24 protein-coding genes, 1 tRNA gene and 1 riboswitch are annotated in these 26,345 nt (G+C 65.2%); of the genes, 15 read left to right on the plus strand and 10 right to left on the minus strand.

The window, feature by feature from the left end; genetic code table 11:
* Positions 1 to 22 precede the first annotated feature (22 nt).
* Complete coding sequence (locus tag ACN0V4_RS18540; protein WP_417678862.1) at positions 23 to 880, plus strand: alpha/beta hydrolase; 858 nt, start codon at positions 23 to 25, stop codon at positions 878 to 880.
* Complete coding sequence (locus ACN0V4_RS18545) at positions 877 to 1,254, plus strand: RidA family protein (protein WP_417678864.1); 378 nt, start codon at positions 877 to 879, stop codon at positions 1,252 to 1,254. Before ACN0V4_RS18540 ends, ACN0V4_RS18545 begins: the two co-directional genes overlap by 4 nt.
* Positions 1,255 to 1,346: 92 nt before the next feature.
* Here the strand turns inward: ACN0V4_RS18545 and ACN0V4_RS18550 are convergent, their stop codons facing one another.
* The 6 genes from ACN0V4_RS18550 to ACN0V4_RS18575 all read right to left on the minus strand — a co-directional run bounded on the left by ACN0V4_RS18550 (position 1,347) and on the right by ACN0V4_RS18575 (position 11,065).
* Positions 1,347 to 4,418 (minus strand): molybdopterin dinucleotide binding domain-containing protein, encoded by a 3,072-nt coding sequence (locus tag ACN0V4_RS18550; protein WP_417678866.1) that lies wholly within the window; start codon positions 4,416 to 4,418, stop codon positions 1,347 to 1,349.
* A 12-nt stretch (positions 4,419 to 4,430) separates the two neighbouring features.
* Positions 4,431 to 5,555 carry an NrfD/PsrC family molybdoenzyme membrane anchor subunit gene (nrfD, locus tag ACN0V4_RS18555; protein WP_417678868.1) on the minus strand — a complete coding sequence of 375 codons (1,125 nt, stop codon included), beginning with the start codon at positions 5,553 to 5,555 and terminating at the stop codon, positions 4,431 to 4,433.
* A 2-nt stretch (positions 5,556 to 5,557) separates the two neighbouring features.
* Positions 5,558 to 6,307: a sulfate reduction electron transfer complex DsrMKJOP subunit DsrO gene (gene dsrO, locus ACN0V4_RS18560; RefSeq protein ID WP_417678870.1), complete on the minus strand. Its 750-nt coding sequence runs from the start codon at positions 6,305 to 6,307 to the stop codon at positions 5,558 to 5,560.
* A 435-nt stretch (positions 6,308 to 6,742) separates the two neighbouring features.
* Entirely contained in the window at positions 6,743 to 8,206 is a 1,464-nt protein-coding gene (locus tag ACN0V4_RS18565; protein ID WP_417678872.1) for a hypothetical protein, read from the minus strand.
* A gap of 451 nt (positions 8,207 to 8,657) precedes the next feature.
* Positions 8,658 to 9,272 carry a response regulator transcription factor gene (locus tag ACN0V4_RS18570; protein WP_417678874.1) on the minus strand — a complete coding sequence of 205 codons (615 nt, stop codon included), beginning with the start codon at positions 9,270 to 9,272 and terminating at the stop codon, positions 8,658 to 8,660.
* Positions 9,269 to 11,065: a sensor histidine kinase gene (locus ACN0V4_RS18575; protein WP_417678876.1), complete on the minus strand. Its 1,797-nt coding sequence runs from the start codon at positions 11,063 to 11,065 to the stop codon at positions 9,269 to 9,271. Before ACN0V4_RS18575 ends, ACN0V4_RS18570 begins: the two co-directional genes overlap by 4 nt.
* A 213-nt stretch (positions 11,066 to 11,278) precedes the next feature.
* Here ACN0V4_RS18575 and ACN0V4_RS18580 point away from each other — a divergent pair, with 213 nt between their 5' ends.
* A complete protein-coding gene (locus ACN0V4_RS18580; protein WP_417678878.1) occupies positions 11,279 to 11,596 on the plus strand; it encodes a hypothetical protein in 318 nt (105 codons plus the stop codon).
* A gap of 125 nt (positions 11,597 to 11,721) precedes the next feature.
* On the opposite strand, the gene ACN0V4_RS18585 is transcribed toward ACN0V4_RS18580, so the two are convergent.
* Complete coding sequence (locus ACN0V4_RS18585) at positions 11,722 to 12,801, minus strand: calcium-binding protein (RefSeq protein WP_417678880.1); 1,080 nt, start codon at positions 12,799 to 12,801, stop codon at positions 11,722 to 11,724.
* A gap of 915 nt (positions 12,802 to 13,716) precedes the next feature.
* A tRNA-Thr gene (locus ACN0V4_RS18590) sits at positions 13,717 to 13,792 on the minus strand.
* Positions 13,793 to 14,022: 230 nt separating this feature from the next.
* On the opposite strand from ACN0V4_RS18590, the gene ACN0V4_RS18595 reads away from it, so the two are divergent.
* The 6 genes from ACN0V4_RS18595 to ACN0V4_RS18620 all read left to right on the plus strand — a co-directional run bounded on the left by ACN0V4_RS18595 (position 14,023) and on the right by ACN0V4_RS18620 (position 19,785).
* A complete protein-coding gene (locus ACN0V4_RS18595; protein ID WP_417678882.1) occupies positions 14,023 to 14,910 on the plus strand; it encodes a hypothetical protein in 888 nt (295 codons plus the stop codon).
* 24 nt (positions 14,911 to 14,934) lie between these two features.
* The gene (locus ACN0V4_RS18600; protein WP_417678884.1) at positions 14,935 to 15,327 is read left to right on the plus strand and encodes a winged helix-turn-helix domain-containing protein; all 393 of its coding nucleotides are present in this window, start codon (positions 14,935 to 14,937) and stop codon (positions 15,325 to 15,327) included.
* Positions 15,328 to 15,404: 77 nt separating this feature from the next.
* On the plus strand, positions 15,405 to 16,196 hold the full coding sequence (gene modA / locus ACN0V4_RS18605; RefSeq protein WP_417678886.1) for a molybdate ABC transporter substrate-binding protein: 792 nt from the start codon (positions 15,405 to 15,407) through the stop codon (positions 16,194 to 16,196).
* A 3-nt stretch (positions 16,197 to 16,199) separates the two neighbouring features.
* Complete coding sequence (gene modB / locus ACN0V4_RS18610; protein WP_417678888.1) at positions 16,200 to 16,898, plus strand: molybdate ABC transporter permease subunit; 699 nt, start codon at positions 16,200 to 16,202, stop codon at positions 16,896 to 16,898.
* Positions 16,895 to 17,983, plus strand: coding sequence for a molybdenum ABC transporter ATP-binding protein (gene modC, locus ACN0V4_RS18615; RefSeq protein ID WP_417678890.1), 1,089 nt, complete (start codon positions 16,895 to 16,897; stop codon positions 17,981 to 17,983). The genes modB and modC overlap by 4 nt, the downstream gene beginning before the upstream one ends.
* A gap of 893 nt (positions 17,984 to 18,876) precedes the next feature.
* Positions 18,877 to 19,785, plus strand: coding sequence for a LysR family transcriptional regulator (locus ACN0V4_RS18620; RefSeq protein ID WP_417678892.1), 909 nt, complete (start codon positions 18,877 to 18,879; stop codon positions 19,783 to 19,785).
* A 72-nt stretch (positions 19,786 to 19,857) separates the two neighbouring features.
* Here ACN0V4_RS18620 and ACN0V4_RS18625 read toward each other — a convergent pair whose 3' ends face one another.
* Positions 19,858 to 20,127: a DUF2312 domain-containing protein gene (locus ACN0V4_RS18625; protein ID WP_417678894.1), complete on the minus strand. Its 270-nt coding sequence runs from the start codon at positions 20,125 to 20,127 to the stop codon at positions 19,858 to 19,860.
* A gap of 137 nt (positions 20,128 to 20,264) precedes the next feature.
* Positions 20,265 to 20,480, plus strand: a riboswitch (cobalamin riboswitch).
* A 140-nt stretch (positions 20,481 to 20,620) separates the two neighbouring features.
* On the opposite strand from ACN0V4_RS18625, the gene ACN0V4_RS18630 reads away from it, so the two are divergent.
* The 6 genes from ACN0V4_RS18630 to ACN0V4_RS18655 all read left to right on the plus strand — a co-directional run bounded on the left by ACN0V4_RS18630 (position 20,621) and on the right by ACN0V4_RS18655 (position 25,988).
* Positions 20,621 to 22,462, plus strand: a complete 1,842-nt coding sequence (locus ACN0V4_RS18630; RefSeq protein WP_417678896.1) for a TonB-dependent receptor plug domain-containing protein — start codon at positions 20,621 to 20,623, stop codon at positions 22,460 to 22,462.
* Positions 22,437 to 23,303, plus strand: coding sequence for an ABC transporter substrate-binding protein (locus ACN0V4_RS18635; protein WP_417678898.1), 867 nt, complete (start codon positions 22,437 to 22,439; stop codon positions 23,301 to 23,303). The genes ACN0V4_RS18630 and ACN0V4_RS18635 overlap by 26 nt, the downstream gene beginning before the upstream one ends.
* Entirely contained in the window at positions 23,300 to 24,280 is a 981-nt protein-coding gene (locus ACN0V4_RS18640; RefSeq protein WP_417678900.1) for a FecCD family ABC transporter permease, read from the plus strand. The genes ACN0V4_RS18635 and ACN0V4_RS18640 overlap by 4 nt, the downstream gene beginning before the upstream one ends.
* A complete protein-coding gene (locus ACN0V4_RS18645; RefSeq protein WP_417678902.1) occupies positions 24,277 to 25,038 on the plus strand; it encodes an ABC transporter ATP-binding protein in 762 nt (253 codons plus the stop codon). The genes ACN0V4_RS18640 and ACN0V4_RS18645 overlap by 4 nt, the downstream gene beginning before the upstream one ends.
* Entirely contained in the window at positions 25,035 to 25,688 is a 654-nt protein-coding gene (locus ACN0V4_RS18650) for an adenosylcobinamide amidohydrolase (RefSeq protein WP_417678904.1), read from the plus strand. Before ACN0V4_RS18645 ends, ACN0V4_RS18650 begins: the two co-directional genes overlap by 4 nt.
* A 72-nt stretch (positions 25,689 to 25,760) precedes the next feature.
* Entirely contained in the window at positions 25,761 to 25,988 is a 228-nt protein-coding gene (locus ACN0V4_RS18655) for a hypothetical protein (RefSeq protein ID WP_417678906.1), read from the plus strand.
* An 86-nt stretch (positions 25,989 to 26,074) separates the two neighbouring features.
* Here ACN0V4_RS18655 and ACN0V4_RS18660 read toward each other — a convergent pair whose 3' ends face one another.
* Positions 26,075 to 26,296: a hypothetical protein gene (locus tag ACN0V4_RS18660; RefSeq protein WP_417678908.1), complete on the minus strand. Its 222-nt coding sequence runs from the start codon at positions 26,294 to 26,296 to the stop codon at positions 26,075 to 26,077.
* Positions 26,297 to 26,345 lie beyond the last annotated feature (49 nt).

A 26,345-nucleotide genomic window follows, 5' to 3' on the forward strand; every position in this document is an offset into this window, starting at 1 on the left:
GATCCAAGAAAAGAACAAGATCATGACATTCGACCTGATGCCGCAACCGCCGCTGCCCTTCCCCGCGGCCGAGCTTTACGCCGCCCAGGCGCTGGCGGCCTCCACCGGCCCCTGGCCCGGTGTCACCGCCCATCGCGATATCACCTTTGGCCCGGAACCCTGGCAGCGGTTCGATGTCTTCGCCCCCGAGGCGGCTGGCCCGCTCGACGTGATCGTCTTCCTGCATGGCGGCGGCTGGACCAATGGCTACAAGGAATGGTGCGGGCTGATGGCGCCGGGAGTGGTGGCGCAGCAGGCGATTCTTGTCGCCCCCACCTATCGGCTGGCGCCCGACCATCGGATGCCGGTGATCCTGGCCGATGTCGCCACCGCCTTGCGCGAAATCCACGCGCGCATCGCCCAATTCGGAGGCAACCCGGCCCGCATTTTCCTGGCCGGCCATTCCGCCGGCGGCCATCTGGCGGCAGAAATCGCCCTGCGGCCCACGCTCTGCATCGCTCATGGGTTCGACCATGGCGCGCTGAAAGCCTGCCTGCCGGTCAGCGGTATCCTCGATCTGCGCGGCGACAGCCCCACCCCCGGCAGCCTTGAGGCGCGGGTCTATGAGATGGTGCTCGACGCCCCCGCCGACGATTGGGAGGCAAGCCCGCTCGCCTGGATCGACCAGATCGCCCTGCCGATGCATTTCACCTGGGGGAAACGGGACAGTGCCAGGGTCCGGGCCTCGAACGACAAAGCGCGGCAGCTCTTGCAGTCCCGCCCCGAAGTTGCCAGCTTCGCCGAGGATGACACCGACCATTTCGGCACCCACCTGGCGCTGATCGACCCGGCGCACCGCTGGTATGGGGTGCTGAAACAACTGAGAGAGAGCTGCGCATGAAACAGATCCTGACCGGCGGCCTGCCCGAACCCGGCCAGCCCTTCACCTGGGGGGTGAAATCCGGCGACATGGTCTATACCAATCACGGCCCCGTCCAGCAGGACGGCAGCATTCTGCAAGCCGGGATCGAGGAGCAGGCGGAGCTGACCATCCAGAACCTCAAGGCGGTTCTGGCCGAGGCCGGCGGCACCCTGGACCATGTGTTGCAGGTGCAGATCTTCCTGATCGAAGGTGAGGACATGAAGACCGTCGATCAGGTCTATCGCCGTCACTTCACCGCGCCCTATCCCAACCGCGCCACCGTGGTGGTCAAGGAACTGGTGGCGCCCGGCATGCGGATCGAGATGATGGCCACCGCCGATCTGACCGCCTGAGCCACAAGCCATCCCCGCCCCCTCTCCTTCCGGGGGCAGGTCGCAGGCGCGGCGCGCGATCCCCTCGCGCGTCGCGCCACTTGTTTTGGGGCTCAGATCCGTTCGATCCGCGCCGGCAGCCCCTGCCGCACCGCCGTGCCCGAAACCGGATCAACCCAGACGCCGGTCATCGCACGGGTCGGATCGACCATCCCCATGTCGTTCAGCAACACCCCGGAGGCGAGCCGCGGATCGGCCGGCCAGACATCATCGTCGATCGTGATGTCCTGGGCGCCGAACCCCTTGTGACCATAGCCATGTTCGATCGCCACGGTGTCGGGGGCGATGCCGTCGCGCACCACCGCCACGCTTTCCAGGCTGCCGCCCGGCGTGGTCAGCCGCACCATGTCGCCATTGGCGATGCCATGCGCCTCGGCCAGGGCGCGCCCCACCACCACGGGGTTGGAGGCGACGATCCTGAGCAGCGCCTTGGCCCCCACCGAATAGGAGTTCTGCAAGGGGGACTTGAAGCTCATCACCTTCACCGGCCAGTCGGCGGCGGGATAATGATCGGCCACCTTCGAGCCATCGGCGAATTCCGCCTCGAACCAGATGGGCGCGCCGGACATCCGCTTGCCGGTGGTGGCGCGGCGGAAGCTGCCCAGCCCCTCGTTCCAGACCTGCATCGCCGCACCGAAGGCATAGGTCGCCTTGTCCCCCTGGTAGGAGCGTTCGATATTCTCGTAGCGCCCGCCCTTGGCATAGATGGTCGCCGCCCGGCGCCATTCCTCGGGTTTCAGCACCGCCTCAAGATCGGCGCGGATGCGGGCGACGTTCGACAGCGCCAGATCCTCGTCGGTCGCCTCGGGCACCGGCGTCTTGCCGATCATCGCCACATTGGCGGCGCCGCGCAGATACCAATCCTCGGCCCGGTTCAGCGGGTGCAGGGTGCCATCGGCATCCGGGATCGCCTGATCGCCGAAGCCCGGCAGCCCCATCTGCTTGGCGGTGCCGATCAGGAAGGTCTCGAGCCCCACCCGCTGGCCTTCGGCGTTCTTCTCCATCTTCGGTTCGATCACCGGCCAACGCGCCGTCGTCGCCTTGGTCGCCACCCCGCCCCAGGGCTTGGTGAAGCCCCAGGTTTCATACATCACCGAATCCGGCACGATGTAATCCGAGATCGCCGAGCTTTCGTTGATGAAGGGGTCGATCGAGATGATCAGCGGCACCACCTTCGGGTCTTTCAGCTTGTCCACCACATGCGAGATGCCGGGGACGCCATAGACCGGGTTGGTATTGCGGAAGATCAGCGCCTCCGCCCCATAGGGGTAGTGGTTGACCATCGAGCTGATCCACTCGGTCGCCAGCCCCGGCGCCTGCGGATACCAGGGGCCATCGGCGGGATAGGCCTTGCCCGCCTCTTTCTTGGCCTTGAATTCGCTGGTCTTCTCATAAGGCACGTTGCGCCCGATCGGCAGGCCCTTGGGCGTCACCATGCCGGGGAACTCGGCCAGATCATAGGCCGGCCCCTTGTTGTCGGGGAACCAGCCGCCGGCGATCATGGTGCCGCCCTTCCAGTTCAGGTTGCCGATCAGCGTGTTGATCATCATCAGCGCATAGGTGTTGTAAAAGCCCGAGCCCGACATCATCCCGCCGTGGGAGTTCACCGCGGCCTTGCGGCCGTGGCTGGTCAGCTCGCTCGCCAGCCCCTCGATGGTGGCGACGGGGATGCCGCAGGCCTCGGAATACTCGGCCAGCGTGCGGCTCGCCGCCGCCTCGCGCAGCAGGGTCAGAGAGGTCTTGACCGCCACCGGCCCCTTGGCCGTCTCGACCATGCCGTCGAAGAACAGGGGCGCCGCCTCGGCCCCCGCCGGCACCGGGCCGGCAGCGGAGGCGATCAGGAAGGGATCGGCATCGGAATAGGCGTCGCCCTCCACCGCCAGCCCGATGTCGGAGCCGCGCAGGAAGCGGCCATAGCGGGGATGGCCCTCCTCGACGATCACCAGATGGGTAGCGTTGGTCCAGTTCACCTCTCCGGCGGCCTCGGCCGCGGCGGCACCGGGCTGGGCGAGATAAGCGTGGTTGATCCGGTCGTGATCGAACATCCAGCCGATGATCGCCATGGCGAGCGCCCCATCGGTGCCCGGCTTGATCGGCACCCAGCGCGACCGCTCGCCCGAGGGCCCGTTCTGCGCGTTGTTCAGCACCGGGTCGACCACCACATAGTCGAGCTTGCCATCAGAGCGCGCCTTGGCGATCAGATTGCCCACCCGCTTGAACGGGTTGCCGGCATTGCCCGGGGCGGTGCCCACGAACATCACGAATTCGGCCTCGAGGAAATCCGGCTTGGCATGGGGCATTCCCTTGACGTCGCCGAACATCGCCCCCGATCCCGACCGATAGGCGCCGCCGCAATAGGCGCCATGGCGGACGAAGTTGGTCGAGCCATAGCTTTGCTTCAGCCAGCGCAGCAGCAGGTTGTCGCGGCCGTCATCGACGCAGTTCATCACCACCAGCCCATTGGCGCGCGGCCCGAACTCGGGCGCGCCGGCCTTGATCGGAGTGTCGAGATCGCGGATCTCGCGCAGCCCGGCGACAGGACCTTCCCCGAAGAGATCGCCCCCCTCGACCACCTCCTCGACCAATTGTTCGAAGCTGATCGTCTGCCATTTGCCCGACCCGCGCGGCCCGACCCGTTTCAGCGGCTTCAACACCCGGCGCGGATTGTCGACCTGCTGCAGCACCGCATTGCCCCGGCCGCAGGCGGTGGAGCGGTTGGTGAGCCCCTCGCCCTTGCCGGTCTGCGCCATCGCCAGGAAGCTGTCCTTGACCGAGGAGTCATAGGGGATGAAAGGATCGGTGCTCATCGGGCTATAGGGGTTGCCGGTGACCCGCAGCACCTTGTTCTGCGCCTTGTCGACCTTGACCCGCACGCCGCACATGGTGGTGCAGCCGATGCACATCGTATAGCTCATGGCGATATCGGGGTTCATCGCCAGATCGCCGGTGTCGGGGTCGATGACATATTCGGGCGTCAGCGAATTGCCGGTCAGCGCGGCCTTGGGCACCTCGCCCGACCATTTGCCCTTGGCCAGTTTCTTCAGCGTCTCGGCATAGCCGGCCCCGAAGGTGCCGAGGGCACCGGCAGCGGCTGCGCCTTTCAGGATATTTCGGCGAGTGGACATGATGGTGTCTCCTCAGACAGAGCGGACGGGATGTCCGGGGGCCTTGGCGCCGCGCCCGTCGTCGGGCTGGCCGGCCTCGGCCCAGGGAATGAAGGTGGTGTAGGCGATGATCAGGAAGAGCCAGAGGCCGAAGGTGCCGATCACCCCCATCAGCCCGGCGATGCCGGTGGGCATCAGCGCGTCATAGAGGCCCGATCCGACCTTGGGCACCGCCTGGCCGCCCATGAAAACGGTCCAGCGGAACATCCAGGCGGCATGGATGGCGATCAGCCCGGTGATCCAGCCGCTGTTGCGCGGCAGGACCAGCGCCAGCCCGAAGGGCACCGCGATCGACAGCGCCCCCCAGGCGGCGATCTTCTGCCAGACCGGGAAGCCCGCGACCGAGGCCAGCGCCTCGGAATGCTTGGGCGACAGACCCGAGATCGCCAGCGCGAACCAGGCGATCCCCAGCGCCCCCACAACGGCGAGCGCGGCGGCGAGGGTGCGGTTCAGCCGCGCCTCGAGCGCGCCATCGCGGCTCAGCACCCGCTCCAGCACCAGCATCGCCCCCAGCGCGCCGACAAAGCCGGTGGCGGCGAATTGCAGCGGCAGGAAGGGGGTGTTCCACAGCGGCCGAGCCCGCACGATGGTCACCTCCATCCCGGTATAGACCAGGATGCCCAGCGCCGCGACGCCGGCGGCCATCCCCAGCGGGCGGGCAAACCAATTGGCCTCTCCCCCCAGGCTGAGCAGGCGGAACAGCCAAGCGAACCGCCAGTCCTGCGTGCCCCAGCGATGGAAGGCGGGGCGATGGATCGCCCAGGCGAAGAGGATCAGCAGCCCGACATAGGAGGGCACCACCCAGGCGCCCCAGGCCATCCAGGAGGTCTTGTGGGTATAGATGAAGAATTCCCAGAACCGCCCCGGCTGGTGCAGGTCGGCCAGAAGCGCGATCGGCGCGGTGATGCCGGTGGTGACCGCCACCATCAGCGCCAGCCGCGCCTTGGGCAGCGCCGCCTGCCGCCCGAAGACGAAGCCCGGCAATGCCAGCAGCAGCGCGGTGACCGACATGGCGATCAGAAAGAAATACTGCACCGCCCAGGGCAACCAGGCTGCCTCATGCACGGCACCGACGAGTTCGTGGATTTGCACGTCCATCTTCAAAGACCCTCCCCATGGGTGGCGTGGGCCTCGCCGGTCAGCGGCGGGCGATAGGCGGCCTCACCGGCCACCCGCCCGTCGAGAATGTCGTCAAGGCCGATGTAATAGACATTCGGATTGGTGTGCATCTCGGGGCGCAGCACCGAAACCTCGTTCTCGCGCAGCATGCGGGCGACTTCGCTGTCCGGATCGTTCAGATCACCGAAGTTGCGCGCCCCGCCGACGCAGGTTTCCACGCAGGCCGGCAACAGGCCGACACTGGTGCGGTGGAAACAGAAGGTGCATTTGTCGGCCACCTGCGTCTCGTGGTTGATGAAGCGCGCGTCATAGGGGCAGGCCTGCACGCAATAGGCGCAGCCGACGCATTTGCTGGCATCGACCAGAACCTCGCCGCTCTCGGCCTTGAAGGTTGCCTCGACCGGGCAGACCGGCAGGCAGGGCGGGGTATCGCAGTGATTGCAGAGCCGCGGCAGCATCACCATCGCCGGATCCTGGCCGTCCTTGACCAGCTCGTAGACCGAGACATGGGTGCGGAAGGCATCCTCGGGCACGTCGTTTTCCATGATGCAGGCGACGGTGCAGGCCTGACAGCCGATGCATTTGCGCAGATCGACCACCATGCCCCAATGGGTCTTGTGATCGGGCTCGGTGGCGGCTGTGGCGGATTGGCCGGCGCCGGCCACCGTGGCCGCGGCGCCGATCGAGACCCGACCCATCGCGCCCAGAAAGCCGCGGCGGTTGGTGTCCATGTGGCTGATCCTTTCCTTCTTCGGTCAGCCGGAGTTTAGGTCTGGGACGGCCCCCGCGATATCGGCGGAAACCCGGGGCGGCTAGGGGTTATCCCTGAGGCCGGGGATGACATGGATCAAGGCGGGGCTGACGGTTGGTGCCGGAGCGTGGACGCAGGACGCAGATGCGGGGATCAAAGTTGTGAAGTGGCGACTGTCGTCGCGTTCGGTATGGTGATCTCGGCCCACTGCGGACGGTCGAGCCTGGCGCCGGGCAACGCAGTGCTCAGTCATGAGCGCGCATTTATACTTCGCCCGAAAAACTAGCGCTCGCAGTATTTTCCGGATAGTTAGCCAGTTCTCTAATATAGCATCATAACTGTCTTGACTCCACGCGCAGAAAATTTCCCGGAAGGACACTCTCCACCAAAGCAAGTTGGGAAAATGGATACAAGTCTATTTTATGAATCCGATTGCCTTTCCGTAAACTTCAAGCTTTTTTAGTGTGTAGTTCGCAATATCAGCCCTTCCAGTCTTCGTTCGCCACATCATTTCTATACGAGCTTTTCCGAATTTTCCGGTTACCGACATGTCGGAGCGCACAGCGTAAGCTCCCGGAAGGGGAACTTCTATGTCGAACGAATCGATCAGTCCAGCGGCCAATAACGCATTCCCAATCGCGCGATTCACAGATGCATCATCTTGTTGGGCAACACTTGCCACCTTCTCGAAAGAAGTAATGCTCTTGTCTCCAAGCTTTTTCCCTCGAACAAGCGTCTTCTGCTTTCCAAGCTGGAATATAGAGCCTAGCTCACATTGTTGAAGCCTAGATATGGCTTCGTCTGGTTTTTTCGGTGACAGAGCAAAATCTTCTTTTTTTAGCTTCTCTTGTAGTTTTTCATCTGAAAAGGCGCGGACCGATGCTGTTGCCGCCAACACGGGAAGATGCAAGATTTTCGCATTCAAAACGGTAGCTAAGAGCCCCAACTTTTCGGGCGTCTTTTTCAAATCTTGCACGATGTTGGCTTCAGTCGAAGTCATGAGACGGTCCATATCAACTAATGATAAGTTGCCCCGTGTCAGCCCGGCCACCTCTCCGTCGGGTTCATTGCCCGCGACTACCACCACCCAAACATTTGGATGTTCCTTCTCCAACAAGCCGGAAACGGATTTCTGTTTTTCGATAATTTCGTCACGTAGGTCTCCAAGGAAATCGCCTACCGTATCCGACTCTTTTGCCAAAGATTCGATATCACCAGACGTGAGGCCAAAATCTGATAAACCAGCTCCTTGATTAAGCACTGCTAAGGTTCTACTCGCAATTTCAGTGTAGGTGCTCTTGCCGGGCCCAGAAAAGAAAATCGCATCCTCTCTCCGCCCAAGAAGGGCTTTACCACCAATTGTCAACGAGAGTGCCACCAAACGGTCTTTCAGCTTGTCACTGTTGCATGGCCATACAACTAGGGTATTTTTCCCTTTTTCACTTCTGATGAAACCGTTGACTGCGTGCAGCCAGCTCTCCAGCTCCTCTTCTGTGAACGATAGGGCGGCCTCTCGCTCCTCTAGAACAATGACCTCCATTGACAAATCTCTGGGGGGGATATGTGTGCGCAGGAAGCCGGGGACATCGTCGCCTCCCGAAATGGAAATGGTCGATACATTTTCACGATAGAGGTCGAGAGTGTGGAGAAAAGTAGTTTTGCCAGCCCCAGAGTCACCTCTTAGGATCATGAATACGCCTCGCCCAGACGATTTCATGGTTTTGTGAAGCGAGTCAATTTCGATAAGCATATCGGGCACCGGCACAACTATCGTGCCGAGATTATCCATACCCAAGCGAGAAAGGGCCTCGAACCTGTCAGGAATTATCACATCATCAAGCTGCGAAGCACCCATGCTGGGGGAATTGAACTGGTTCATTTATCTGATCTCACCGCTGATGCAGCCGAAGGCAAACAGCACACAATAGTATTGTGCAGTCTCTTCGATCACTAAGTGATCTTGCCATCTATGTCACGCATCTTAAGACTGCTTGCAGGTTATTCCCTGCGTCCGAAGTGGTCAGCTTGCAGGGGAACACTTGGCTCGAATGTGTCGGCGGAAACATTCATCCCTGCGTCTCCATCGCGCGCACGATCACAGCTTTTCCATTGGTAGTCCTTCCGCGTTCCAGCCTTGCCTAGGGAAAGTGATGATCGCCGAAGCATCTTCGTGGCTGTATTCATGGACTGTCCTGCAAATCTCCGCTTCCCTCCCTGGCCCCCAATGGGGCCTCCCGCCTCGACCGTCCGCTTTCCCGATGTGCCGCGACTGCAGTGCCGCACCACCAACAGTCAGCTCTCCGCCCCTCCGCCCAACCCAAACCAGCCCGCTACCCCTCCCACCCCGCCGCCACCAGCAGGCGGACCAGGTCGGCGGCGCTGCTTGCCCCCATCTTCTCCATCGCGTTGTGGCGGTGGATTTCCACCGTCTTCTGGCTGATCCCCAGTTCATGGGCGATCTGCTTGTTCAAAAGCCCGCGCAGCACGGCGCGGGCGACTTCGGCCTCGCGCGCGGTCAGGCTGTCGATGCGGCGGCCAAGCTGGGCCTTCTCGCGTTCGCTCCCGGCGCGGGCGCGGCTCAGTTCCAGCGCCTCCTTGATACGCTCGACCAGGGCCATGCCGTTCACCGGTTTTTCAAAGAAATCGACCGCCCCGGCGCGCATCGCCCGAACCGCCATCGGCACGTCGCCATGGCCGGTGATCATGATCACCGGCAGCGGGCAGCCGCGGCGGCCAAGCTCGTCCAACAGCTCCAGCCCGCTCATCCCCGGCATCCGCACATCGGCGAGGATGCAGCCCTCGGTCTGGTCCTCGATCGCCGCCAGCAGCGCCGCCGCGCCGGCATAGGCCCGCGCCTCGAGCCCCAGCGAGGACAGCAGGAACACCAGCCCCTCGCGCGCGGCGCGGTCATCGTCGACGATATGGATCACCGCCCGGTCGGTCATGCGTTGGGCTCCTGTGGCAGCCAGATCGAGATGTTCAGCCCGGGGCCATCGCCCGGCGCCTCGGCCCGCATCCAGCCGCCATGCGCCTCGACGATCGAGCGTGACAGCGCCAGCCCCAGCCCGATGCCCTCGGGCTTGGTGGTATAGAAGGCCTCGGCGAAATGATCCATGGCGGTGGCGTCCATGCCATGGCCACGGTCGCGCACCGACAGGCAGACGCCGGCGCCATGGTCGGGATCGCCACGGCGTTCGGCGCGGATGGTGATGCGCCGCGCCTCGGCCGGGGTGTCAAGCATCGCATCGACCGCATTCTGCACCAGGTTCAGCATCACCTGCTGCAGCTGGATGCGATCGCCCAGAACCTTCGGCAGCCCGTCGTCACAGATCACCTCGTCCTCGACCCCGGCGCGATGGACCGGCGCGGCATAGAGGCTGGCGCATTCCTCGAGGAAATCGCAGATATCGACCGGCGCCATCTGGCTTTCGCGCTTGCGCACAAAGGCGCGGATGCGGCGGATCACGGTGGCGGCCCGGGTGGCCTGATCGGCGATCTCGCCGGCGGCGCGCCGCATCTCCTCCGGCTCTGCCCGGCCCGAGCTCAGCCGCAGCAGCATGCCTTGGGCATAGGTCGAGATCGCCGAGAGCGGCTGGTTCAGCTCATGCGCGATGCTCGAGGCCATCTCGCCCAGGATCGAGAGCCGCGCCACATGCTCCAGCTCGCGGCGGTTCTGCCGCTCCGCCTCCTCGGCGCGGCGGCGCTCGGCCATCTCGCGGACAAGCTGGGCGTTGCTGTCGTTCAGCGCTCGGGTACGGCGCCGCACGAGGGTTTCGATCCGCACCGAATAGATCGCCCAGAAGGCCAGGGCGACGGCCAGGGCGATCAACCAGTCGCGGTAATCGGCCACGAATTCCCGCACCGACACCGGCCCCTTGCGCACATAGGGGCCGATCTGCAGCTTGCGCATCAGCTCGTGCACCGGCTGGTAATCAAGCGGCACCGTCCAGAGGGTGTCGCCCCCCATGCTGAGCAGCGCCACCGCCACCTTCTTGGCGAGTTCCGGCGGCGTGGCCCGCGTCTTGGCAAACGGCCAGCCGGGGAACACCGGGCTGGAGAGGGCGCAATCACTGCCCTGCCCCGGCTTCAGGGCAAAGGCATGAAGCGGCGCGTAACGCTGGGGATCGGCCGCCTTCAGCTCCTCCAGCATACAGGCGCGCAGCACGGCGGCATCGGCGCGACCGTCCAGCACCGCCTCGGCCGCCTGTTGCATCGGATAGCCGGTCAGCACCAGTTCCACCCGCCCGGGCAGGCCGCTGTCGGCATCGGCCATTTCCGCCCAGATCAGTTGGAAGCCCCCGAAGGCCTCGGGCGAGACGATGGCAAGCCTGCGCCCCCCAAGATCGGAGAGTTTTTCCAGATCGCCGGCGGTGACGAGGGTCGAAGCCACCGGCTGATCGCCCTCGGCAGTGGCGATCCGGCTGATGTGATAGAGATATTCAAGTTCGGCATAATTGCCGGGGTTGGTGATGACGAAATCCAGCAGGTCGGCCTCCAGCGCGGCGGCAAGCTGCCGGAGGTCCAGCGCCTCGAGGCGAAAATTATACTCAGGCAGGGCCGCGTTCAGAGCCGCCTCGGTCGCCGCCCAATGGCCGAGCGAATGCTCGGAGCCGAGATAGTCGAGCACGCCGATCCGCAGCGCCTCCGCCCCCCGCGCCGCGGGGGCGACAGACAGCGCCAGCAACAGCAGGGCACCCTGGCAAAGACGGGAGAGAACAGCGGGGAAACGCTCTGTCACTTTGGACATCCGGACTAAGGATCGGTGAAGCCGCCCGCAGGGACCGCACCCTGACAGATGACCAGATCGCGGGGCCGAGGTCAAACGCCGGTGGCGCCCTGCAGTTTTCGAAAAATTCCGCAAGATATTCTGCGCGAGACCTCGGCGCGCCGCTGTACCTCGCCGCGACTTTGGCCGAGACTGTGGCAGCTATGCCCCCGGAAGGAGACCGTCATGACGCTCGTCACCCCCCTGCCCCGGCTCGCGGCCCTCGCCGTCTGCCTGCTGGCCTCGCCCGCCCTGGCCGCGCTCTCCCCCTATTACGACAGCGCCGAGCAGATCGGCACGATCCTGAGCGATGCGCGGATTGCCGATGCGCTGGGTCAGGCGCCGATCGGGGCGATCTCCAACACCGGCACCCGGGACGATGGCGCCGCCGAATGGACCATCCGGGTGCAGGCCTGTGATCTTAAAGTCTATCTTCGGCCCGTTCCTCCCAAGGGTTTGGGCAAGACCACCTATGAGGTCGACACCATCGGTCGCTGCGACTGAAACACCTGCGCCGGAAAACCACACCGGCCATGGGATAGTCCCTGCCGGTTTCAGTCCGCCGTTGCCTGCAGTCTTTCGTCGAACGCGGCGCAACCTGAATGCGCCGCGTTTTGTGAGAAGTCGGGTTAAAGCAGGAAGTCGGCGTCCACCAAGGTGAACAGGCCTTCCAGCTTGATCTGGAAGTCGGCCTTGCCGTCGCCGTCCACGTCACCCGCGATGAAGGTATTGCCTTTGCTGGTCCAGGCGCGCAGCTCTCCGGCGGTGCCGGAAAAGCCGGTGTCGCCGATCAGGTCAAAGGCCTGATCGCCCCGTTGGCCGGTGTCGGCGTCGATCTTGCTGAGGTTGATCACATCGCCCTCGGCCCGGTGGAAATCGGTGATCTTGTCGCCCTGCGCCTGTTTGGCGGAGGAGAAGATGAAGATATCGGCGCCCTTGCCACCGGTCAGCGTATCGGCCCCGCTGCCACCATCGAGCCTGTCCTTGCCGGCGCCACCGTTGAGGATGTCATCGTCGGCCCCGCCCAGCAACCTGTCGTTGCCGGCATCGCCGAACAGGGAATCCTTGCCATTGCCGCCGTTGAGCAGATCGGCGCCGCGTCCGCCCTTCAGCGTATCGGCATCCCCCAGCCCCTTCAGCGTGTCGTTGCCGCCAAGACCCGAGATGATGTTCTGGCCGGAATCGCCGATCAGCGTGTTGGCGCGTCCGTTGCCGTTCAGAATGGACGGCCCGATGCGCATCAGCGTGATGGTATAGCCGAAATCGGCGACGCTGCCAGAGAGCTGCTTGTCGTAGGGGACCGAGAAGTTGACCGAGAAATAATGCGCCCCGGTCTCGGAGATTTCGAACACATCGGAATAGAGTGATCCGTCGATATAGGTCGAGGTGCTGCCGATCACGTTCATGAGCAGCTCGACGTCCGTGCCGCTGGCGTCCTGCACCCAGGCGATCTCGTTGGAATAGAAGTTTTCCTCAACGTCGGGGGTCAGCACCAGCCGGTATTGCTCTCCCACCGTCAGATTGGCCTGATAGGTGTCATAATCCCAAAAGGCAGACGCGCCATTCACATGGGTATAACCATGCGTGGAGCCGTTGACCGCGACGCTGCCAATATTCGCGCCGGGAATCGAGAGAAGATCGTCGATCGGCGTATAGTAATATTTGTTACCCGAAGTGTCTTTGTCCGGGGTTTCCGTAATGATACTCATAATTCCTCCAATAACGGAACTCTCCGAAGGCCGATGAGAACAGAAATTTGTTGGCCTTCAGCCGGTTAGATGTCACGAGGAGACGAGATGTCGTCAAGACTGCGATTCCTGACTTGGCCGAGTTTTGCCGACGGCTGAGCGATCGGGCCCGAAGGATGGAGCGTCGTCTTCCCCCAGCACCACCAATCCGCCGACGGCGATCAGATCATATGTTCGCGCCCATCCTGCCTCGGATCGAAAGCATCACGATCGGCGCTCCATCCCGCCCCCTTCGGCAGGCAACCAGCACCAGACCGGCGCGCGAGGCACCCCAGTGGCCAGGAATGCGATCTCACAAAAGCACCCGACGCACGCATGCGATGAACGATCGCCCCTGCATTCGGCTGCGACCGCAATACCGCAATCGAGCCCGGTCCCGTGACGTCGTTCACAGCCAGGCAGATAACGGCCCTGAGTTCGTCGCTCGGGATGTGCGGGACTAGATTGGTGCGGGGTAGGAGCGAAGACTGCTTGCATCGAGCCAAGATCACCTTGGGCGAACCGTAATTGCGAGCGCTTCAGCGCCAGACTCAAGGCGGCAACTGCTGGATGGAGAGTTCTCTCCTCTCTTCGCGACACGCAGATCATCAAGGGTGGCGCAGGCACCGCACCACGGAGCGGCCGCACAGCGCCCTATCCGAGCCACCTAGAAGGGACTGCCGGGTCGCGCTTACCGCGGCCCTGCAGCAAAACCGAAGTTTGAAACGCAGAACACTTGGCCCCGCAAGGACTGTTCCAAAGGCGGCGCTCAGGCAAAAGGAACGGTACACGCCAGGCGACGCGTCGCGGCGCTTGCGCCCCAAAGTGCCCCACGACCAACCAATGCGGGAGAACACTACGATAAAACGCGATATTTTCAATATATTAGAAATGATATGGTGCCCCCACACGGACTCGAACCGCGGACCTACTGATTACAAATCAGTTGCTCTACCAGCTGAGCTATAGGGGCAATCAGGACGGCTCTGGCCAAGCCTGATCTGTCTGGTGACATTTATGTCTCCCTACCCGAAGGTGAAAAGCACCGCAAGCATCTCGAATGCAGGCAGGTGACGAAAGCGCGGGCCCGCCCGATCGTGCCAGAAAGCTGGCCATGGCTGGAAACGGGCGATGCCAAAGCCGTTTGACGGACGGGGCCTGAAACGATAACCCGAGGACTGCCAGAGCGAGGAGGTCGCGCACGTGACAGACAAGCTGCAGATCATTTTCCACACCGGCGCTCATTTCACCGATGAGGACCGGTTGCTGAGGTGCCTACTGCGCAACAAGGAAACCCTGTCCGCGCAGGGCATTGCGGTGCCCGGCCCCGGCAAGTACCGCACCCTGCTGAAAGAGACCTTCAAGGCGATGGAGTCCGCCGCCGCCTCTCCCGGGGCGCGGGATGTGCTGATCGATGCCATTCTCGACGACGAGGTCGCCCAGCGGATGATCCTGTCGAACGAGCATTTCTTCGGCTCGCAGCGCGTTGCGGTCAGCGACGGCATGTTCTATCCCGAGGCGCCCGAGCGCATCGCCAGCCTCAAGCATCTGTTCCAGCAGGACGATGTCGAGGTCTTCATGGCGATCCGCAATCCGGCCACCTTCCTGCCGGCCGTGCTGCAGAAGGCGCCGCCCCAGCGCATCGCCGAGACGCTGGGGCAATGCGACCCGCGGCACCTGCGCTGGTCCGATCTTTTCCTGCGGATCCTCGAAGCCGCTCCGGACGTGAAACTCACCGTCTGGTGCAACGAGGATCTGCCGCTGATCTGGGGCGAACTGGTGCGCACCCTCGCCGGGCTCGACATGGATGCCAAGATCGCCGGCAATTTCGACATGCTGTCCGAGATCATGGACCGGGAGGGCATGCAGCGGTTCCGCGCCTATCTGCATCAGAACCCCGACCTGACGATCGACCAGCGCCGCCGGGTGATCATGGCCTTTCTCGACAAATACGCCATGGACGAGGAACTGGTCGAAGAGATCGACCTGCCCGGCTGGTCCGAGACGCTGGTCGATGAGGTGACGGCCGCCTATGAGGCCGATATCGCGCATATCGCCAGCCTGTCGGGCCTCCGCTTCCTCGCCCCCTGATCCCCGCCCGCACCGGAGGCGCCCATGCCGGACGACAGCCACACCGATGATCTGCCGAAGCTGCGGTTACGGGTGGTTTTCGCCCCAGGACGCATGCTGGGGCCCGGCAAGGCCGATCTGCTGGAACTGATCCAGCGGAGCGGGTCGATCTCGGCCGCCGGACGCGAGATGGGGATGAGCTACAAGCGCGCCTGGTCCCTGGTCGAAGAGATGAACGCCATGTTTCGCGCGCCTCTGGTCCAGAGCGTGCGGGGGGGCGCCAAGGGAGGCGGCGCGCAGCTCACCGAAACCGGGATCACCGTGCTGGAGCAATACCGCGCGCTGGAGCGGGCCGCGGCCCAGGGCGGCCGGGCCGAGCTTGCCGCGTTACAGACGCTCTGCGCCGATCCGCCGTCCCCCGACGATATGTCCGGATGAAAACAACGCTTGCAAACCCGGAGACCGCTCGCGATATTCCCGAACAGATATATCGCCATCTGACCGGAGGTTTCCGCATGTCCCGTCCCCTGTCCCGCGCTTTGCGCACCGCCGTCGCCTCGGCCGCCTTCGCCGCCCTTGGCGCGGTTTCTGCGCTGCAGGCGGGCACCACCACCGTCTTCGCCGCCGCCAGCCTGAAGAACGCGCTGGACGAGATCGCGGCAGATTACAAGACCGAGACCGGGAACGAAATCCTGCCCTCCTACGCCGGCAGCTCCAAGCTCGCCCGCCAGATTCAGGAAGGGGCGCCGGCGCAGATCTTCATCTCGGCCAACCCGGGCTGGATGGACACGCTGGAAAAGGACGGGCTGCTGGCTGACGGCACCCGGGTCGACCTGCTGCTGAACTCGATCGTGCTGGTCGCCGGCCCCGGTGCACCCGCCGACCTGAGCGTCAAGATCGGGCCCGACACCGATCTCGCCGCCCTGCTGGGTGACGGCCGGCTGGCGATGGCCCTGGTCGACGCGGTGCCCGCCGGCATCTACGGCAAGGCGGCGCTGACCTCGCTCGGGCTTTGGGACACAGTCGAACCGAAGGTCGCCCAGGCTGACAACGTGCGCGCCGCGCTGCGGCTGGTCGGCTCGGGCGAGGCGCCCATGGGCATCGTCTATGCCACCGACGCCGCTGCCGATACCGAGGTTCGCGTGCTCGACACCTTCCCCGCCGACAGCCACCCGGCGATCGTCTATCCGGCCGCGATCCTGAAGGAGGGCGACAGCGACGAAACCCGCGCCGTCTTCGCCTTTCTGACCGGTGATACCGCGCGCGAGATCTTCAAGCGCCACGGCTTCGGCATCGCGGGCGAATAACGGATGACGGATTGGCTCGGTCCGGCGGAATGGCAGGCGGTCGCACTTTCGCTGAAAGTCTCGCTCTGGGCCATCGGGCTGAGCCTTCCGATCGGTATCCTCGCCGCCTATGCGCTGGCGCGCTGGGAGTTTCCGGGCAAGCAGCTGCTGAACGGCGTCATCCACCTGCCCTTGATCCTGCCGCCCGTCGTCACCGGCTATCTGCTGCTGCTCAGCTTCGGACGGCGCGGGCCGGTCGGCGGCCTTCTCTATGACTGGTTCGGGTTGATCTTCGCCTTTCGCTGGACCGGCGCCGCGCTGGCGGCCTCGATCATGGCCTTCCCGCTGATGGTGCGCTCGATCCGGCTGGCGGTGGAAGCGGTCGATCCGAAGCTGGAACAGGCCGCCGCGACACTCGGGGCGCCGAAGCTCTGGGTGTTCTTCACCGTCACCCTGCCGCTGATCCTGCCCGGGGTGATCGCCGGCGCCATCCTCGGCTTTGCCAAGGCGATGGGCGAATTCGGCGCCACCATCACCTTTGTCTCCAACATCCCCGGCCAGACCCAGACGCTGCCTTCGGCGATCTATACCTTCCTGCAGGTGCCGGGCGGCGAGGTCCAGGCGATGCGGCTGGTCCTCGTCTCGGTCATCGTCGCCATGGGGGCGCTGGCGATTTCCGAAGTGCTGGCGCGCCGCGCCGCCAAGCGGGTCTCGGGCGCATGAGCCTGAGCGTCGATATCACCCATCCGCTCGCCGGTTTCGACCTGAGGGTCGCCTTCGAGGCGCCCGAAGGGGTGACCGCGCTCTTCGGTCGGTCCGGCGCCGGCAAGACCACGGTGATCAACGCGGTCTCCGGCCTGCTGAAACCGCAGCAGGGGCGCATCCTGCTGGGGGGCGAGACCCTGTTCGATGCCAAGGCCCGGGTGAACCTGCCGGTCCACCGCCGGCGGCTGGGCTATGTGTTTCAGGACGGGCGGCTGTTCCCACATATGTCGGTGCGGCAGAACCTGATGTACGGCCGCCGATTTGCCCCCCGGGGCAGCAGCGGCCCCGGGCTGGAAGAGGTCGCCGATCTTCTCGGCCTCGCCGAGATGCTCGACCGCCGCCCCGGCGCGCTTTCGGGCGGGGAAAAGCAGCGCGTCGCCATCGGCCGGGCGCTGCTGTCCTGGCCGCGCATGCTGTTGATGGACGAACCCCTCGCCGCGCTCGACGCCGCGCGGAAGGAAGAGATCCTGCCCTATCTCGAACGGCTGCGCGACCGCGCCGGCCTGCCGATCCTCTATGTCAGCCATTCGGTGGCCGAGGTCGCCCGGCTGGCAACCTCGGTCGTGCTGCTCGAAGCCGGGCAAGTGGTGCGGGCCGGGCCGGCCGAACAAGTGCTGTCCGATCCGGCGCTGGTGCATCAGATCGGCCTGCGCGAGGCCGGCGCGCTGCTGTCCGCGACCGTGGCGCATCATCACGACGACGGGCTGACCGAACTATCTGTCTCCGGCGGCCGGCTGTTCCTGCCGCATCTTGACGTGGCGCCAGGCAGCCAGACGCGGGTGCGCATCCTGGCGCAGGATGTGATGCTGGCGCTGGAGCCCCCCAACGGCATTTCCGCGTTGAACATCCTGCGCGGCGAAATCGTCACCCTGCGCGAGGGCAACGGCCCCGGGGTGATCGTTCAGATCCAGTCGGGTGAGGATCGGCTCCTGTCCCGCATCACCCGCCGCTCGGCCGAGGCGCTGCACCTCAGCCCCGGGCAAAGGGTCTATGCGGTGATCAAATCCGTCGCCATCGCCCGCAGCGATATCGGCGCCGGCTGAGGCACAACCACGGCCCGTGAAAAGACCCGAGGCCGCGATCGGGCGCAGACAGCGCACCGACGACATGTGGGCCCGCGTCGACAAGAGGACCGGATCCCGGGCGGGCGAGACACAGGGCGGCGGCCCCATCATGCCGCCCTTGCACATGTCACAATCGACCCAGATGCAATCCCGGTGCCGCGAGACGCCGAGGAAGGTGGTATCGACGAAGCCGCTGGACACTTCCGGACGCCCGGGACGGGGTATGGAGCATTCGGAATTGCGCCATGTCGCGCCGCGTGCTGGTGACAACCTCGGGCCTCCGCCCACTGCCGTAGGGCGACAAGCGCATCTGCGGCGGCTGCACCTCGCGCGGGGTTTCCCGCCAGTCGCCTTGGGGAAGACCGATGCCAGACAGGCACGAGGGGCGATCGCATTGGGGCGTGTTTCGTCATTCTCCCCGCAATCAGGCCGGGGGCGCATGTCCGGCAGGCTGCGGATGCGCTCTCCTGCCGACATTGAGGGGGCTCGCAAAGCTGTCGGCCTTTCCATCTGCCCCCACAGATGTCACGCAATCTTCCGCTGCCGGGGTTCCTGCGCATAGCACAGGCCCCAGCAACGGAAGATCCGTCATGAGCCATACCGCCCGCACTCGGAAACCGAACAAACCCTGGCTGCTCCCCCAAACAGCGCAACACATATGGGCGCAAGCGTAAGCCTGGCCCCCTGGCGCACGTGCGCCCGGATCAGTCGCGCGGGACCAAGCACGCGGGGCGTCATCCCCTCTCGGCCTACCGGTGTCCCGCCACAGCAGCACATACCAAAGCTGAAGTGCTTCATTCAGTCAAATTAAAGTATTGGATAAAAATGATAGATATCTTGAATAGTATGCCCCTCTCGTGGGACATACCGGCATGTTTAATCTCAAACCCTTGCATCACTTCGTCCTGCTGGCGGAAACGCGCAACTTCAGTGTCGCGGCCGCACGCGCAAACCTGTCGCAGCCGGCGCTGTCGAATTCGATCAAGACCCTTGAGGCGCAGCTGGGCTTCAAGCTGTTCCAGCGCGACGAACGCCCAGTGAAGCTGACCGCCGAAGGGCGCGAGCTCTACCCCCGCGCCAAGAACATCCTGTTCGAGGCCGGCAACCTGGATCGGCAGATCCTGGCCCTGAAGGCGGGCGATACCGGCCATGTCCGGATCGGCCTGGTGCCCACCTTCGCGGCCAGTCTGGGCGGCCGGATTCTGGCCGCCTGCCATCGGCAGGCCCCGGGGTTGAGCTTTGATGTCGAGATTTTGCAGACCAGCGGGCTGCTGCGACTGCTTGAGGCGGAAGAGCTGGAGCTGATGGTCTGCGACCTGCGCGAGATCGCCGATCCCTCAGGCCTGCAGATCACGCCGCTGATGCGCCATGGCGGCGCCTGCTATTGCCGTCCAGGTCATCCGCTGCTGTCGGGTCCCACACCGTCGCTGCATGCGATCTTCGACTATGGGCTCGGCTCGATCCACATGCCGAAACTGCTGCTGCAGGAGCTGGCGAAACAATTCGTGCCCGCCGGCGACAAGCGGCCGTTTCTGCAACTGGCATGCGACAACGTCATGCTGCTGTGTGATCTGGCGCAGCAAAGCGATCTGGTGCTGATCACCACCCATTCCAGCGTCGAACCGGCGGTGCGGCGGGGCCTGCTGCAACGGGTCGGCCCGGATCTTGAGGGATCGACCGACTGGGCGATCGCAACGCTCATGGGGCGCGCGCCGCACCCGGGCGCACCACGGGTGATCGAGGAGATCCTCGCCAGCACCGGCGCAGCACCCGATGCCTGAAACCGGTCCCGGGGCCTGAAACCGGTCCGGGCGGGCGCCGCGGCCTGTCGCGTCCCGCCCCGGCCCTGCGGCTCAGTTCATGCCGAGCGCTTCTTTGTACATTTCCAAAATCGCCTCTTCCTCGGCGATATCGTCCTTGTCGCGCTTGCGCAGCGAGATCACCTTGCGCATCACCTTGGTGTCGTAACCGCGCGCCTTGGCCTCGGCCATCACCTCTTTCTGCTGGTCGGCAATGTCCTTCTTTTCCATCTCGAGGCGCTCGAACCGCTCGATGAACTGGCGCAACTCGCCAGCGGTGACGCGGTAGTTGGCTTCGGCCGTGCTGTCGTCAATAGGATCCATGGAAAGCTCCGCTCGATCGTCTGTTTGGGATCACCTGCCGGGATAGCCGCCCCGCCCCGGGCCCGCAAGGCGGGATTGAATGTCACAGCGCCGCAAAACCGGCCCCGATCGCCCTTGCGCGAAAAGTCGCGACCTCGTATGCCGAAAATCGCTTTGGTTCGGCGCCCTTCAGGGACGCCGTGAAAAGGGAACTGCGGTGCGCCCCCGTGACAGGGGCAAATCCGTGACTGCCCCCGCAACTGTAAGCGGAGAGCGGGGCCGGCAAATACCACTGAACCCGAACGGGTTCGGGAAGGTCCGGTCCACGCGTTGACCCGCAAGTCAGGAGACCTGCCAAGGCAATCACCTTCATTTGGCGCGGGGCGCGTCAAATGGGCGGCGTTCGAACCGTAGGGGTGATGCTCAGACTCACCGTTTGCGGAGGAGCGCGGCCAGACCGTGCCTTTCCAAACAGTCAATGACAGGACGAAAGGCCCGCAGAGGACCAGAACAGATGAAGACATTCCTTACCACCATATCCACCCTTGCGGTTTGCGCCGCATCGCCCGCGCTGGCGCAGGAGGCCTTTGAACTGGACGAGATCACCGTCACGGCGAACAAGTCCGGCGCGGCGACGCCGTTGAACCGCACCGGCGCCACCGTCGAGGTGATCACCCAGGAAGACCTGAAGAACGCCGGCGAGACCACGATCGCCGAATACCTCGCCCGCGAACCCGGCATCACCCTGAGCAGCAACGGCGGGCTTGGGTCCTCGAGCACCCTGCGCATCCGCGGGCTTGGGGGCAGCTACGTCAAGGTGCTGATCAACGGCATCGACGTGACGGATCCGTCTTCGACCCAGATCCAGTATAACTGGGGCGACATGACCACCGACAACATCGAGCGGATCGAGATCCTCAAGGGCTCCAGCTCGGCGCTCTACGGCTCGCGCGCGGTGGCGGGCGTTGTCAGCATCACCACCCTCGCCCGTCCCGAGGAGCCCGGCCAGAAGACGACCATGAGCGTCGAGGGCGGCAGCAACGACACCTGGCGCGGCTCGGCCACCTATGGTTACAGCGGCACCCGTGGCGGCATGGCGATCGGCATCGACCGGATCATCACCGACGGGTTTTCGTCCAGCGCCGGCGGCACCGAGCCCGACGGCTATCAGGGCACCCAGCTCACCTTCTCGGCCGACGTGATGGCCTCCGAGGCGCTGAAACTGGGGCTGACCGCCTATTCGCTCGAGGCCCGCGGCCATTTCGACGAATACGGCAGCGACGGCACCCCGCCCTATAACGAATACACCACCACCCGAACCCGTGCCGCCCGCGCCTATGGTCAGCTCGACCTCGGCGCCTGGCAGCACGAATTCTCGGCCAGCTACTATCGAAACGACCGGCTCAGCAGTTCGAACGGGCTCGACACCCCCTTCCTCGGCAAGCGCAAGCGTCTCGATTACACCGGCAGCTATTCGGTGTCGGACATGCTGGGGCTGACCTTCGGCACCGATTGGGAGGAGCAGAGCTATGATTCCGGTTCGGACACCGGCAAGACCCGCACCACCGGCCTGTTCGGCGAGGCGCAATATGCCGCGACCAGCGCGCTCGATCTGTCGGCCTCGCTCCGCTACGATCACCACTCCGACTTTGGCGATCATGTCACCGGACGGCTGGCGGCAGCCTATCGGCTGACCGGCGCCACCACCCTGCGCGCCACCGCCGCCACCGGCTTCCGCGCCCCCTCGCTCTACGAGCTGAACAACACGCTCTATGGCAACCCGGCGCTGAAGCCCGAGGAAAGCACCAGTTACGAACTGGGCATCGAGCATGATTTCGGCGCCGGCCGTCTGGTCAAGGCGACCGCCTTCTATACCGAGATCGACAATCTGATCGACTTCCGCTCGCTCTATGATGCGGCGGGGAACTGGATCGGCGGCCAGTATCAGACGATCCCGGGCACCTCGACCTCGCAGGGGATCGAGCTGTCGGGGCAATGGGCGATCAACGACCAACTCGGCCTCTATGCCAACTATACCTATACCGATGCCGAGGACGCCGCCGGCGCCCGGCTGCTGCGGGTGCCGCGCAACGACGTCAATGTCGGCCTCACCGCCGATCTGAGCGGCGGCTGGTCCGGCCAGGTGAATGTGCGCTATGTCGCCGACCGTCCCGCCGAATATGGCGTGGTGATGGGCGATTACACCGTGGTCAACCTGGGCGTGGCCTATGCGATCACCGATCAGGCCGAGGCCTATCTGCGGGTCGAGAACCTGTTCGATGAGGAGTATCAGACCGCGGCCGGCTTCAACACCCAAGGCCAGGCGGTCTATGTGGGGCTGCGTGCGTCCTTCTGATCTGAAACCTTGGCTTGCCGCGCTGGTGCTGACCGGCGCGGCGGCCCTGTCGGCCCCCGCCGGGGCCGATCCCCGCCCCGCCCGGGTGGTGTCGATCAACCTGTGCACCGACCAGCTTGCGCTGATGCTGGCCGACCCGGGGCAGCTGGTCTCGGTCTCCAGACTGGCGCATGATCCCTCCAGTTCTTCGATGGCCGAGGCTGCAAAGGCCTATCCCACCAACGGATCGGGGGCGGAGGAAGCCTATCTGCTGAGACCCGATCTGGTGCTGGGCGGCACCTTTACCTCTCCGGCAACGGTCTCCATGCTGGAAAAACTCGGCATCCGGGTCGAGCTTTTCGCGCCTGCGCGCTCGCTCGCCGATGTGCCGAAACGGTTGGAACAGATGGGCAAGGCACTGGGACAGGAAGACAAGGCGGCCGACATGATCGCGCGTTTCGAAACCGATCTGGCGGCGCTCAGCACCGCACCCGACCACCGACCGCGCGCGGCGCTCTATTACGTCAACAGCTATACCGTCGGCGACCAGACGCTCGCCGGCGACATCCTGCGCGCCGGCGGCTTTGACAATGTCGCGGTCGAGGCGGGGCTGAGCCAGGGCGGCACGCTGGCCCTAGAAAAACTGATCCTGCTGGACCCCGAGGTGGTCATCGAGGGCCGGGATTACCCCGGCCAGTCGCGCGCCGAGGATGTCCTGCACCATCCGGCGCTGCATGCGCTGACCGGCACCCGTGTCGCCGGCACGGTGACCGACCGCGACTGGATCTGCGGCACGCCGCTGGTGCTGTCGGCGCTGCGCAACATCCGCGATCTGCGGCTGTCGCTGGAGGCCGGGGAATGAAGCTCGCCTCAGGTCTGGTCCTGCTGGTCGCGGCGCTCTTCGTGGTCTCGCTGGTGGTCGGCGTGGCGGTGGTGCCCGCCGGGCAGAGCCTGCGTGCGCTGATCTGGGACGATGGCACGCCGCTGGCGGTGGTGATGCGTGAAATCCGCCTGCCCCGCGCCATCCTCGCGGCCTTGATCGGCGCGGCGCTGGGGCTGTCGGGGGCGGCGATGCAGGGCTATCTGCGCAATCCGCTGGCCGAACCCGGGCTGATCGGCGTCTCGGGCGCCGCGGCGCTTGGCGCCGTGCTATCGCTGCAAACCGGGCTGAACCTGCTGTTCCCGCTGGCGCTTCCCTTCGCGGCGCTGGCGATGGCCACGCTGGCGGTGCTGCTGATCCTGGTCCTCGCCGGGCCGCGCGGCTCGTCGATCACGCTGATCCTGGCCGGGATCGCGATTTCGGCGCTGACCGGCGCCCTGACCTCGCTGACGCTGAACCTGTCGCCCAACCCCTTCGCCGCCGCCGATATCGTGTTCTGGATGATGGGCTCGCTGGCCGACCGGTCCTTTGTCCATGTCTGGCTGGCGGCCCCCTTCATCGCCATCGGCGCCGCGCTGCTGTTCAGCATCGGCCGGGGGCTCGACGCGCTGACGCTGGGCGAGGACGCGGCAGAGGCGATGGGGATCGGCCTCAGGGGGGTGCGCCTGCGGCTGATCCTCGGCACCGCCGCCGCCGTGGGGGCCGCCACCGCCGTCGCCGGCGCCATCGGCTTCGTCGGCCTGGTGGTGCCGCATCTGCTGCGCCGGGCGGTGGGGGCGCGACCCTCGGCGCTGCTCTGGGCCTCGGCGCTTGGCGGCGCGGCGATGGTGCTGGCCGCCGATATCGCGGTGCGGCTGATCCTGCCCGACCGCGATCTGAAGCTTGGCGTGCTGATGGCGCTGGTTGGCGCGCCCTTGTTCCTGCATCTGATCTTCCGCACCCGGAAGGAGATGGCATGAGCCCGCTTCTGACCCTGCGCGATCTGAGCGTGCTGCGCGGTGCCTGCCCCGTGATCGATCACGTCAGCCTGTCGGTTGCCCCCGGCGAATGCATCGGGCTGATCGGCCCCAACGGCGCCGGCAAGACCACGCTCTTGCGCGGCGCGCTGGGGCTGCTGCCCGCCACGGGAGAAAGCTCCCTCGCCGCCCTGCCCGCCCGCGACCGCGCCCGCGCCGTCGCCTGGATGCCGCAGGCGCGCGAAATCGCCTGGCCGGTGACGGTGGAGCGGCTGATCGCCCTGGGACGCATCCCGCATCTGCCGCGCGGCGCCGGGCTTGGCCCCACCGACCACGCGGCGGTCGAGGATGCCATCGCCCGGATGGGGCTGGAGAGCTATCGCCCCCGCACCGCCACCCAGCTTTCTGGCGGCGAACAGGCGCAGGTTCTGATCGCCCGCGCCCTGGCGCAGGAGACGCCGCTGCTGATCGCCGATGAACCCACCGCCGGGCTCGACCCCGCGCATCAGATCGCCACCATGGAGGTCTTTGCCGGCCTCGCCGCCGAGGGCCGATCGGTCATCGTGTCGCTGCACGATCTGGGGCTGGCGGCGCGGCATTGCAGCCGGCTCCTCATGCTCAACCGTGGCCAATTGGTCGCCGACGGCCCGCCCGCCGAGGTGCTGACCCCCACCCGGGTGGCCGAGGTCTTCGGCATCACCGCGTTTTATCAGGAAACCAGCGATGGCCCGGTGTTCCAGCCGATGCGGGTGACGCGGTGAGGCTGACGCTCGATCACCCCTGGCTGGAACTTGACCTCGGCACCCCGCAGCGGGTGCTGAGCTGGTCGCTGACCAACCCCGGCTTCGTCACCGCCCGCAAAATCCTCTGGCGCGAGGTGCGCAACGCCGATCTGCCGCAGGATCTGGACGTGCTTGAGTGGTATCGCGCCGAACTGGCCGCCCGCGGAGATGCCGATGCCGTGGCGATGCTGACCTCCCGCACGCTCGACGCCTATGAGGTCGCGGAGGCGGAGGTCGAGGGCATCCGCGCCTTCTGCGTCGCCACCGTCGGGCTCAGCAATGCCGAACGGATCGGCCACCGGCTGGACCGCAGCGGCCATGACTGGGGCACGATCAACGTGGCGCTGCATCTTGATCTGGGGCTGACCGAGGCGGCGCTGCTGGAAACCCTGTCGATGGTCACCCAGGCCCGCACCGCGGCGGTGATGGACGCCGGGCTCGACCTGCCGGACGGGCGTGCCACCGGGACCGGCACCGATTGCATCGCCGTCGCCGCCCCCGTGGGCCCCACCCCCTATGCCGGACTTCACACCCCGCAGGGCGAGGCGGCGGGCCGCGCCGTCTATGAGGCGGTGAAGCGCGGGGCGGACATCTGGATGCGCCACGTGCGCCGCCCCGGGGTGATCTGATCTCCCCTCCCCTTGCACCACCGGCCACGATCCGCTACCCGGCAGGCGCAAAGGGAAAACGGGGAAGAGCGAATGTTCGACGTCTATGACATCATGATCTGGGTCGGCGTGCTGATGTCGCTGGCCGGCCTCTTCGGGCTGATCTGGTGCATCTTCCGCGTGCTGCGTGCCAAACGCGCCAAACTGCCCGACGAAGAGCTGCGCAAGGTGCTGCAATCCATCGTGCCGATCAACCTCGGCGCGCTGATGCTGTCGATCTTCGGGCTGATCCTAGTGGCGCTCGGCGCCTATCTGGGCTGATCCCCGCAGCCCGAAAAAACTGAGCGGCGAAGGTCTCCTGCCTCCGCCGCCCCGGGGCCGCTACATTGGGACGGCCCCTGCCGAAATCAGATCGGCATATTGTCGAACTGCGCTTCGAGCGCCTCATCGGTCAGCGCCCGCTCCAGCCGCCGCAGCCGCGTGGGAACATCCTGCCCCTTTTCCTGCAAACGGCTGAGCACCTGGCTAAATTCGGGCTGCAATCTGAGCCGCGTCTTCGCACAGGCGCCAGTCAGGTTCTTTTCCAGCCGCTCTGCAGCCTGAACCAGGTCATGAATACTGGTGGTCATTGGTTTCCTCCTTCTCCCCCCGAATCTCTCGCATCAGCTTGTAACATCC

The sequence above is a fragment of the Pseudodonghicola sp. genome (assembly GCF_048268305.1).
GTDB lineage: Bacteria > Pseudomonadota > Alphaproteobacteria > Rhodobacterales > Rhodobacteraceae > Pseudodonghicola.